The 11,367-nt window shown below is 39.1% G+C and carries 3 protein-coding genes and 11 pseudogenes; 13 read left to right on the forward strand and 1 reads right to left on the reverse strand.

Annotated features, from left to right (window positions below; translation table 11 throughout):
- Nucleotides 1–77 precede the first annotated feature (77 nt).
- From FOC72_RS11445 to FOC72_RS11460, 4 genes and pseudogenes are all read left to right on the forward strand, one after another.
- Complete coding sequence (locus FOC72_RS11445; RefSeq protein WP_002893940.1) at nucleotides 78–563, forward strand: GNAT family N-acetyltransferase; 486 nt, start codon at nucleotides 78–80, stop codon at nucleotides 561–563.
- 181 nt (nucleotides 564–744) lie between these two features.
- Nucleotides 745–1,201 (forward strand): annotated as a pseudogene (locus FOC72_RS11450) (beta-class carbonic anhydrase).
- A 112-nt stretch (nucleotides 1,202–1,313) separates the two neighbouring features.
- A pseudogene (locus FOC72_RS11455) lies at nucleotides 1,314–2,172 on the forward strand (ABC transporter permease).
- Nucleotides 2,169–2,912: pseudogene (locus FOC72_RS11460) on the forward strand (ABC transporter ATP-binding protein). Before FOC72_RS11455 ends, FOC72_RS11460 begins: the two co-directional pseudogenes overlap by 4 nt.
- A 145-nt stretch (nucleotides 2,913–3,057) precedes the next feature.
- On the opposite strand, the pseudogene FOC72_RS11465 reads toward FOC72_RS11460, so the two are convergent.
- A pseudogene (locus FOC72_RS11465) lies at nucleotides 3,058–4,506 on the reverse strand (AcpB/EbpR/MafR family transcriptional regulator).
- Between the two features lie 291 nt (nucleotides 4,507–4,797).
- On the opposite strand from FOC72_RS11465, the pseudogene FOC72_RS11470 reads away from it, so the two are divergent.
- The 9 genes and pseudogenes from FOC72_RS11470 (at nucleotide 4,798) to FOC72_RS11765 (ending at nucleotide 11,197) form a co-directional block, all read left to right on the forward strand.
- A pseudogene (locus FOC72_RS11470) lies at nucleotides 4,798–5,036 on the forward strand (GlsB/YeaQ/YmgE family stress response membrane protein).
- A 54-nt stretch (nucleotides 5,037–5,090) separates the two neighbouring features.
- Nucleotides 5,091–5,662 (forward strand): annotated as a pseudogene (gene amaP, locus FOC72_RS11475) (alkaline shock response membrane anchor protein AmaP).
- A 15-nt stretch (nucleotides 5,663–5,677) separates the two neighbouring features.
- Nucleotides 5,678–5,847, forward strand: a pseudogene (locus FOC72_RS11480) (DUF2273 domain-containing protein).
- A 17-nt stretch (nucleotides 5,848–5,864) separates the two neighbouring features.
- Nucleotides 5,865–6,454 (forward strand): annotated as a pseudogene (locus FOC72_RS11485) (Asp23/Gls24 family envelope stress response protein).
- A 76-nt stretch (nucleotides 6,455–6,530) separates the two neighbouring features.
- A pseudogene (locus FOC72_RS11490) lies at nucleotides 6,531–6,735 on the forward strand (CsbD family protein).
- An 846-nt stretch (nucleotides 6,736–7,581) separates the two neighbouring features.
- Nucleotides 7,582–8,887, forward strand: a pseudogene (gene groL / locus FOC72_RS11495) (chaperonin GroEL); the annotation flags it as partial.
- Nucleotides 8,888–9,400: 513 nt separating this feature from the next.
- The gene (locus FOC72_RS11755) at nucleotides 9,401–10,036 is read left to right on the forward strand and encodes an Ig-like domain-containing protein (RefSeq protein ID WP_254610861.1); all 636 of its coding nucleotides are present in this window, start codon (nucleotides 9,401–9,403) and stop codon (nucleotides 10,034–10,036) included.
- Nucleotides 10,037–10,365: 329 nt separating this feature from the next.
- Nucleotides 10,366–10,637 (forward strand): annotated as a pseudogene (locus FOC72_RS11760) (prealbumin-like fold domain-containing protein).
- The gene (locus FOC72_RS11765) at nucleotides 10,634–11,197 is read left to right on the forward strand and encodes a Cna B-type domain-containing protein (protein ID WP_437344465.1); all 564 of its coding nucleotides are present in this window, start codon (nucleotides 10,634–10,636) and stop codon (nucleotides 11,195–11,197) included. Before FOC72_RS11760 ends, FOC72_RS11765 begins: the two are co-directional and overlap by 4 nt.
- Nucleotides 11,198–11,367 lie beyond the last annotated feature (170 nt).

The following is an 11,367-nucleotide window of genomic DNA, read 5'->3' on the forward strand; positions in this document are numbered from 1 at the left end:
ATTTAGCTGTTAGCACCATCGGATGCGAACTCGTTCGTGGCATTTTTGGCGGATTAAAGAAACGTTAGGAGAATAAAGTGACAATTACTATAAAACCTTATCAGAAATTGGATAAAGAGGCTGTTTTAGAATTATCAATTCAAGCTTGGTCTCCAGTTTTTCCAAAAATGGAAAAAGGAGTTCCTAAGTTTGTTTATGATAATTTTTATCCTCAAGGGTGGGAAAAAAGGCAAATCAATGATCTAACAGCAGTCTTAAATGAAGAGAGTCAGTTTGCCTGGTTAGCTTTTCTGGAGGAAGAATTAGTCGGATGGATTCACATTCGCTTGCACCCTGAGGATAAGATGGGTGAGATTTATATCCTAGCTGTTGCTCCAAGATATCAGCGTCAAGGTATTGGAAAAGCGCTCATGACCTATGCTTGTGATCAGATTAAACAAAAAGGAATGGAAATGGTCATGGTTGAGACGGGTGGTGATCTAGGTCATGCACCGGCTCGTAAAACCTATGAGAACTTTGGTTTTGAACAATGGCCCGTTGCTCGCTACTTTAAGAAGTTGTAACACATGGCTCTTTGTCAACTGTAGTGGGTGATAAAACTAGCACAGAGAGCAGTTCATATAGGTTCTCTCTTTTTGAAGTTAGGGAAGTTCTAAAGCCAAAACCTAGTATGATAAGGTTAATTCGTTTGAAGATCAAATAATATAATTAGTCAGGAGTCAAAATGTCATATTTGAAAACTTTATGAAGGCCAATAAAGCTTATGTCGATCTGCATGGAACGGCACATCTGCCCATTAATCCCAAGACCAAGGTAGCTATCGTGACCTGCATGGACTCTAGGCTCCACGTGGCTCAGGCTCTGGGTCTAGCACTAGGAGATGCTCATATCTTGCGCAATGCCGGCGGTCGGGTAACAGAGGACATGATTCGCTCGCTAGTCATCTCCCAGCAGCAGCTAGGAACGCGGAAATCGTGGTTTTGCATCATACAGACTGTGGGGCACAGACCTTCAAGAATGAGGATTTCACGGCCTATCTTCATAAAGAACTAGGTGTCGATGTCAGTGATCAGGACTTTTGCCCTTTACAGATGTAGAGGAAAGTGTGCGCGAGGATATGGCCTTGCTGCGGCAGTCACCACTGATCCCAGCTGATGTAGAAATCTCAGGAGCGGTTTACGATGTAGATACTGCCGGATGACAGTTGTTGAGGAATAGTTGGGAAGTCAATTTCTTGTCTGCGCATCAGCATTGAAATTGGCTCCTTTTTATGTTAAAATAGAGAAACGATTTTAATTAGTTAGGACAATGTTATGATTCTTTCCATTATTTCTCAGGGATTGGTTTGGGCCGTCCTAGGTCTAGGTATTTTATGACCTTCCGGATTCTGGGCTTTCCTGATATGACGACAGAAGGCTCCTTCCCCTTGGCGGGGCGGTGGCTGTTACCTTGATTACTAAAGGAGTCAATCCTTTCTGGCAACAACAGCAGCCGTTTTAGCGGGCTGTGCTGCGGGTGCCGTGACAGGTATGCTTTATACCAAAGGAAAATTCCGACCTTGCTTTCTGGATTTTGGTCATGACCTCCTGCCACTCTATCATGCTGATGCTGATGGGCCGTGCCAATCTGGGGCTTTAGGCAGCAGTAAAATTCAGGATATTCTGCCCTTTTCAGGGGAAGTCAATGACCTCTTGACTGGTTTGATTTTTGTCAGCCTAGTGATTGCAGCCCTGCTCTTTTTCTTGGATACTAAGCTAGGGCAGGCTATATCGCGACTGGAGATAATCCGGACATGGCTCGCAGTTTTGGGATCAATACTGGCCGTATGGAGTTGATGGGACTGATTCTATCAAACGGCTTGATTGCTCTGGCTGGAGCGCTGATTGCCCAGCAGGAAGGCTATGCAGATGTTTCCCGCGGGATTGGAGTAATCGTAGTTGGTCTGGCCAGTCTTATCATTGGCGAGGTACTCTTCCGGAGTCTGACCTTGGCAGAGCGGCTGATTACCATTGTAGTTGGTGCGATTGCCTATCAGTTCTGATCTGGGGTGTCATTGCTCTCGGCTTCAATACCAACTATCTCCGTCTTTACAGCGCGGTGATTCTGGCCGTCTGTCTCATGATTCCAACCCTGAAAAATAAATTCTTTAAAGGAGCCAAGTTAAGCAAATGACAGCGATTGTAGAATTAAGAAATGCAACCAAGCTGTAAAAAGCGGCTTTGATGAAGAAAAAATCATCCTAAATGATGTTTCTTTAGACATTCACGAGCATGATTTATTACGATTTTAGGTGGAACGGTGCAGGAAAGTCAACCCTGTTCAATGTCATTGCCGGAACTCTCCCTTTAACCAGCGGTAGCATCATATCTTGGGGAAATGTCACTCATTTTCACCAGAAAAGCGGGCCAAGTACTTGTCTCGTGTCTTTCAGGATCCTAAGATGGGAACGGCTCCGCGTATGACAGTGCGGAAATCTTCTCATTGCCAAATTCCGAGGCGAAAAGCGTGGCTTGGTGCCCCGTGGGCTCAACAGTTATAGGGAAGAATTTCAGGCGACGATTGAGAAAATCGGCAATGGTCTGGACAAGCATCTGGATACACCGATTGAATTTCTTTCTGGCGGGCAAAGACAGGCTTTGAGTTGCTCATGGCAACGCTCAAGCGCCAGAACTTTTACTTCTGGATGAGCATACTGCAGCACTGGATCCAAGACCAGTGTAGCCTTGATGGAGCTGACCAATGAATTTGTCAATCGTGACCGCCTCACAGCCTTATGATTACTCATCACATGGAGGATGCCCTCAAATACGGCAACCGACTAATCGTTATGAAGACGGGCAGATTATTCAGGACTTAAACAAAAACGAGAAAGCCAAGATGACATCGCAGATTACTACGGCTTGTTTGAATAGGCTTGCTCAGAGTTTTGTAAAACCAAGAGAAAGAATACGTACTAAATAATGTACTGCTCCCACAAAGTTAGACAATTATGTTCAAAAGGCTCTCGTAGATAATAAAAACCGCTTGATTGCGGTTTTTTCTTATCAAATAGTCTAATCACTCATCTAACGATAACATCATTGCGTTAAGTAAGGAGATGAGTGCGACCGTATTATATTATTGGAATAGATCAGTCTCTTGTTCTCATGGGTGGAATAATAAAATTAGAAATGATGATATCGTAGGTGATTCTTTTAAAGAATCGATTGATAATTCTATTTATTCCAAACTTCAAGTTCAAAATTGTGCTGCAATAATAAGAAAGTGTCTCTGCTACTGATCTTGCATGATACTGATCAAATTACTCATGACTAAAACTTTAATTTAGGCTGATTTTGTAAAGGTTCAGCACTAAATGTTTGCTGTGAGTGATAAGAGTATAGGATAGATGGTTGACTTCATTGGTGTGCTATAGATATCCAAAGTCTCTAGATAATGTTCATCCTTTTTTAATATCTGAAACAAATTGAGGGAAAATATTTTGAAAGTTCTTGATTGTATTCCCTTTTTGATCAAATAGATAAACTCTGTAGATAGTTCTGACGGTGCAGATGTGCTGTATTATGCAAATGCAATAAGATTGTCATTATTGTCTATTTTAGATTATATTTGCTTTCTATCTGATCAATTAAATCACTTAATAATTGATACGAATTTTTTACATAGCTGTCTGTTTTTGCGCAGCTCATAATAGATTTTCATCAATGAAAACATTTTTTGAAAATAGGAGACAAATAGTTGACCTATCACTTCTTTATTCAAAGAGATATGATATTCAGAATCAAAGCTCGCTACAATGTCTCGATTCCTTCTGCTGCATAAAGATTCTAACAATTGATTGTTAAAAGAATCTTTCTCAACTTCCAGAAATGACCAAACTTTATTCGGTATAAATTTGTAACCAGGAGCAATTTTAACATTCTTTGAGTTGCGAAATTGACAGGAAATGCAGTTTCTTTATAGACCAGTGCTAACAGCTTACACAAAGGTTCTACTGAAAATCTGTAAAGGGCCATTCAAAAAAATAATATTTTTCCGAAAAATATTGTGCAAAAAATAACGGATATCAATCTCATCTCCAATAATCCGAGCAGGATTGAGACTAATTTTAAAATTATATTGTTTTTTTATGATTTTGTTATATGACTGATTATACGATAGAGTGAGGAAGAGCTTATATAAAACTCTTTACAAGACTCTCAGTTTCATATCCTTCGTTAAAGAAGATGAATTCTAAATTGAAAAATGGGTTGAATGCTTAAAAAATGGTGATACACCATCTCAATATCACTATCATCGGTATAATGATACGTATACCATTAGTGGACGAGTGAAAAATCAATTGAGGAAACGCAGACTTGACATGGGATAAATCATCTTTTACTGAACGTTCTGTACAATTCAATAGTTCAGCCAGTTCAGAAATATGAAACCAGCGTTTGTTTTAAATAGTAGTTCTAATAGTTCTAATTGCCTGTGGCTCTTTTTAGACAGTAATTCTCGCATTAAAATATTATCTTTCTTTATATAGTGTTTTTATTATCAGGCAATTATACCATATTTTATGCATTTAACCTCGTTTAACAACTCTAAAATATATCTAAAATGCTGATAAAAGCCTATAGAACAAGGAATTCTTATCTTTGCGTATCTATAGTACAGATAAACGGAAAGAAAACCAAGTTGAATTATTATGTTCCAAGTTGGAAAATTATATAATTATGTTAATCAAAAAATAATAGTAAAAAATATTATTAAACAATTTTGATTTAGAAAAAATTAGAAAGGAGAATCAATATGCTTTGGTCTATATTGTTGGAGGTCTTATTGGTCTTATTGCTGGATCAATCACTAAAAAAGGCGGCTCAATGGGTGTTATTGCAAACGTTGTTGCAGGTTTAGTTGGTTCTGCTGTCGGTCAGTCACTTTTGGGAACTTGGGGTCCTAGTTTGGCTGGTATGGCCTTGCTTCCTTCTATCATTGGTGCAGTTATTGTAGTAGCTGTTGTATCATTTTTTGTAGGTAAAAAGGCATAAATTGTCTTTTTACGTTCAAAATACAATTTAAAATTAATGATGTGAGGATTCAATATGTCAAAATCAAGAAAAATACTTTCCCTTATTTTCTGTATTTTAATCTTGACAATTTTGATTCCTGTTTTGCTAGACTTCATAAAGTCAGCGGTCTGGGCTCCAGTTATTTAGCTGGAAGTTATTCACTTGGAAGCAGATTCCTTTTGTGGGCTACTATCTTCTAGTATGTTTTCTGGGGCACTGTGGTTTTAGCAAGCTTAATCTTACTACTGATGTTAGTGATAGCTTTTTATCCTAAGAGACGTTTGGAAATTCAGCTAGCTGATGCGGATGGGAAACTGATGCTGAAAATTCAGCAATTGAAGGTTTTGTTCGTAGTCTGTTAACAGAACACGGTTTAATTAAAGATCCTACAGTTTCAGTAAATAGCCGTAAAAACAAATGCATGGTTTTCCGTTAAAGGCGCAATCGTTCCTTCGGAAAACATCATCAAGAGAAGTCAGTTGATTCAAGAAGAAATTGCGTCTGGATTGACAGAATTCTTCGGAATCAATCATAATGTCAAGCTTAAAATCTCTGTCTCAGACTTCAAGCCAAAAGAAGCGGCTAAAAAACTACTAGTCGTGTAAAGTAAGGAAGTAAAAATGGAATGGTTTAAAAATATCAATATCCAATCTTGTCTGGATTAGCAGGCATTATTCTAGCGTGTTTTATCCTATCCTTTGGCTTCTTTAAGACTCTATTTGTCTTGATTTGCGCTACTCTAGGGGCAGGAATTGGATATTATATTCAAAAAAATAATATATTTAAATAAAAATAAAGGAGTTTAACATGTCAAATAAAGATGTTAAAGATGTTGCTAAAAAAGAAGTTGCTCAAGAAGTTCACGAAGTAAAAGGTGAATTAACTTATGATGATAAGGTCATTCAAAAAATTATCGGTCTCTCTTTAGAGAAAGTTTCAGGTTTGCTGGCTGTTGACGGTGGCTTCTTCTCTAACATAAAGATAAATTGGTCAACTCTGACAATGTCACTCATGGTGTCAATGTTGAAGTTGGTAAAGAACAAGTAGCTGTTGACCTGAATGTGGTTGCAGAATATCAAAAGAATGTTCCAGCTTTATACAAAGAAATCAAGAAAGTCGTTGCAGAAGAAGTTTCTAAGATGACTGATTTGGAAGTTGTTGAAGTAAATGTCAATGTTGTTGATATTAAAACGAAAGAACAACACGAAGCGGATTCAGTAAGCCTTCAAGACCGAGTGACAGATGTTGCTGAATCAACAGGTGAATTTGCTTCAGAGCAATTCGAAAAAGCAAAATCTGGCATTAGCGGCGGTTTCTCAGCTGTTCAAGAAAAAGTTGGCGATGGTGTAGAGGCTGTTAAAGACGCTGCATCAAGTGAAAAAGCTCGCGTTCGTTAATTCTCTCACTAAAATTAGGAATTCTTATATTCTTTCATTGCTTTAAAAATTGAAACTAATAACGGAGGTATTAATTATGTCTACAGAAGAAAAAATTCAACCAAGCTAAAGGTTCTGTTAAAGAAGGCCTTGGCAAATTAACTGGTGATAAAAAAACAGAAAAAGAAGGAGCTGCTGAAAAAGTAGTTTCTAAAGTTAAAGAAGTTGCAGAAGATGCCAAAGATGCTGTTGAAGGCGCCATCGAAGGCGTTAAAAATATGGTTAAAAAAGACGATAAATAAAACCAATAGTTGATTTCCTTATAAAAAGTCTTTGTTAGCTATAGTCACGGATAAAAATTATCTAGAATTTAAAGGAGATCATTTTAAGGTCTCCTTTCTTTTTTCTTAGCTAAAAAGTTTTTTAATTTCTTAGTTGTAAACGCTTGCAAAAATCTGGATAGAGTACTATAATAGAGTTAAGGAAATAGAAAGAAAGGAAACCAAATTCATTCGCTTTTAAGTTTACTTTGTTGGTATAGTTGTTTGTAATACATAAGTAGTTGCTTTACTTGACATATTGGTTGAATTGTCAGACAGGCCTGCTTAGCTTGCCTGATTGTAACGATAGTATAGAAAGTAGAAGCTTTTAGATGGTTTTCAAACTTCGAGAATTCAATCAATAGTGCTTTATTATGTTATAGAGATTTCCAATGCTAAGATAAAAAGAAAATCATTAGCGGTTGAAGGAATTAAAAGTTTATAAAAAATAATAAAAACAATAAATCAAAAAATTGTTATTCAGTTACACCTTGGATGAACTGATTGCTCTCATACCAGCGAAGTAAACCAGACCTCTAGCCGAGTAAAGCTAGAGGTCGTTTTTTTGTGGTAGAGGGTGCTAAGAAGGCACGCTTGACTTTGAAAAAAGGTTGAAAAAATGCTATAATAGCTTAGATATGCAAACCTAAGGTTTGCAAAGACTGTAATTCGACTTGGCTAGCCAAGGACCGTTAGTAATAAAATAAAGAATCTTTGATAAAAGTAAGGTTCTGAAAATTGAATAGGAGAAAAAATGAGCAAGAGCAATGTTAAACTGATTGCTTTGGGCGGCGTACGTGAAAATGGTAAAAATCTCTACGTTGCTGAAAAAATGTTACAGCTGGTGCTAATCCAATTGGTATCCGCCGCGGGATTGAAGCAGCCGTTGCGACAGCTGTTGAAGCCCTGAAATCTAACTCAGTACCAGTTCCAACAAGGAAGCTATTGCTCAGGTTGCTGCCGTTTCTTCTCGCAGCGAGAAAGTCGGCGAGTACATCTCTGAAGCTATGGAAAAGTTGGCAATGATGGCGTTATTACCATTGAAGAGTCCAAAGGAATGGAAACTGAGCTGGATGTAGTTGAGGGGATGCAGTTTGACCGCGGCTACTTGTCTCAATATATGGTAACGACAATGAAAAAATGGTAGCCGAACTGGACAATCCTTACATCTTGATTACTGACAAGAAAATTCTAACATTCAAGAGATTCTGCCATTATTGGAAAATATCTTGAAGACCAATCGTCCGCTTTGATTGTCGCAGATGATGTAGATGGTGAAGCTCTGCCAACGCTGGTTCTTAACAAGATTCGCGGAACCTTTAATGTTGTAGCTGTCAAGGCACCAGGCTTTGGTGATCGTCGCAAGGCTATGTTGGAAGATATCGCTATCTGACGGGCGGTACAGTGATTACAGATGACCTTGGTTTAGAGCTCAAGGACGCTACGATTGAAGCGCTTGGACAAGCTTCCAAAGTCACTGTTGATAAGGACAGCACTGTGATTGTGGAAGGTTCTGGCAATCCAGAAGCCATTGCTAACCGTGTGGCAGTCATTAAGTCACAGATTGAAAGCAGCACTTCTGAGTTTGACCGTGAAAAACTGCAAGAACGTCTGGCTAAATTGTCCGGTGGTGTAGCTGTGATTAAGGTCGGAGCTGCAACCGAAACAGAACTCAAAGAAATGAAACTCCGCATTGAGATGCCCTTAACGCAACCCGTGCAGCGGTAGAAGAAGGAATCGTCTCAGGTGGGGGTACTGCCTATATCAACGTACTGGACGCTGTTGCAGGTCTTGAGTTGGCAGGGGATGAAGCAACTGGTCGCAACATTGTTCTCCGCGCTTGGAAGAGCCTGTCCGTCAAATCGCTCTGAATGCAGGTTTTGAAGGTTCAATCGTCATTGACCGTCTGAAAAACTCTGAAGTTGGTACAGGCTTTAATGCTGCGACTGGCGAATGGGTTAACATGATTGAGGCTGGAATCATTGACCCAGTTAAGGTGACTCGTTCAGCCTTGCAAAATGCCCTTTCTGTTGCCAGTCTTATCTTGACAACCGAAGCAGTAGTAGCTAATCAACCAGAACCAGCTAGCCCAGCTCCAGCTATGGATCCAGGCATGATGGGCGGTATGATGTAGAAAAATAACGGGATTATATATTTCTATAAATTAGATATAATCTTTATCTTATATTTACACAAACAAAAAACTGAGCAGATTTGTTCAGTTTTTTATTGTGACTAGTTATGTAGCAAGCCTTAATAAATTATGCTTGTTTTTAAAAAACAAATTTATTTATATGAATATTGTGGTCATATAATTCATATTTGTTCATTTATTATGCATCCAAATATTACATTTTTGTTTCAAAGAAATACAAGAAGATGACGGAGGAAACGGTTTTCAATTCTTATATGACAAGGTTTTTGGAGAAATAAACTGGTTTACACATTGTCGACAAAAGCTGAACTGGTAAAGGTAAATAGTTGACTTATGGTCAATCGTATGCTAGTCTAATATATGTAGTAAATTGGAAATGTAAAGAAATCTTAATGTTTTTTACATGTTCAGTAAAAAGGAAAAAAGGAAAAAAGGAGGGATTATTTATGAAAAAAATATCTCATACTATTGCGCGCTTTTTCTCAGTAGCCTTTGTGCTCCTCTTTAGCCTGTTTTCTAGCAGTCAATCTGCCAGAGCTAAACACGGTAGATGATGTTATCACATCAATCAATGTCTACAATCAGAAGGGTGAAGAACTGACTGACAGCCTTTCCCCTTGGGAAAAATTTCAAATTGATGCAAACTTTGCCTTCAATTACGGCAAGGTTCAGCCAGGAGATACTACTACCATTGGCCTTCCTGTTGAGTTTGCCTTGGAGGGAGCTGATTTTGAAGTCAAAGATGATGACGGTAATCTCGTAGCGACAGCTGTGGTTGATGCAAGCTCTAAGCAGCTTACACTGACTTATACAGACTATGTCCTGACTCGCTCTCATATTGAAGGAAAAGTTCACCTTTTAGCTCGTGTTGACCATAATGTGGTTCGAGATAAAGGCTCAATCCCTCTGAAACTTATCGTTGGCAAGAAGATCATTGAGTATGGGAAAATTGACTACAAAGGTCTTCCTGGCCAAGCAACTCCTTATACTTTCATAAAATACGGCTGGAATAATGCGGATAATATCAAGAGCATTACTTACAGCCTGAATATCAACCAACAAAATCAAGAACTGGATAATGTTGTTATTTCAGATACTCTGGCTTTAATACCGAGAAATAGATCTTAACAGCTTCCAAATCCTTAAAGGTTCATGGGTTGTTGACCCAGCTGATAACTCTTACCGACTAAGCCAGCAGCGCGAGGATGTGACAGGAAACTACACGATTAATCTTGCGGCTGACAAGCGCTCCTTTACATTAACATGGGACATATCGGTGCTAATGAAGGCTTCTATGTCGCTACCGTGTTAATTTCCCAACAATTCCGGCTGACGGAACAGTCTTCCCGAATGATGCTATCTTGCGAGCAGATAATATTGAAGAGCAAAAATCTTCGGTTGCTGTCCGCTACCAACGTGCAAACGGCTATGCACATGGGGATATCTATGGTGTACAGGTGACTAAGAAAGATGAAGCTGGTAAACCTTTGGCAGGTGCTGAATTCACATTGTACGATGAAGATGGTGTGACTGTTGTTCAAAAAGCAACTAGCGATGCTAACGGATTGCTTCTTTCAGCAACTTGATTAAAGAGCATTATGTGATTAAGGAAACCAAGGCACCAGCAGGCTACCAACTGTCAGATGAAGAGATTCAGGTCAATGCCGCTCAGCTCAAGAATTATGGTTCTGGTATTATTTACAAAGACTTTACCAACCGTCAGGCTTGATTACCGCTTCAGGGACCAAGACTTGGAATGACGACAATGATAAAGATGGCAAACGTCCAGACAAGATTACGGTTCGTCTCTATGCTAACGGTGTTGAAGTTGCTTCTAAGGAAGTCGGTCCAAATGCGCAGGCGAGTGGAAGTATGAGTTTACTGACTTGCCAGCGACCGGCGCAGATGGAAAAGATATTGTCTACTCAGTTACTGAAGACCGTGTTTATTGGTTATACAGCTACTGTTGATGGTATGAACATTACCAATACACCAGTTCCAGGAGTTCCGCAACCGCCGAAACCTAGCTCGGACAATAGCTCTAAGAGCAGCTCTAGTTCAAGTAGCTCAAGCAGCAGTAGCACGACTTCTAGCTCAAGCAGCAGTACAGGAAGCACTGTTGTGATCATCGAATCAGACGATGGTAGTGGCGGAGGAAATGCCTCTAATGTTGGAACCAAGAAAGTTCTCCCTAAAGCGGGTGAGAATGCTAGCTGGATCATGATTGCTGCTGGAGTAGCTCTAGTAGGCTTGGTAGGCTTCATTGCCTTCCGTGCCAAGAAGAAATAAAATTTCATCTCTGTTCCTTGTGGAGCAGAGATTTTTGCTAGCGTAAAACTGAGATCAAAAGCTAGCTGGCTTCATTTTCACAATCAGTCATTATATTGTATCCTTTTGTTAATCAAGACTGTGATGTTCCGTAATATAGTTGTTTTAAAATAAAAAGCAACTAAGATGTT

Origin of the sequence: Streptococcus sanguinis (genome assembly GCF_013343115.1) — a bacterium.
In the GTDB taxonomy this organism is placed as follows: domain Bacteria; phylum Bacillota; class Bacilli; order Lactobacillales; family Streptococcaceae; genus Streptococcus; species Streptococcus sanguinis_H.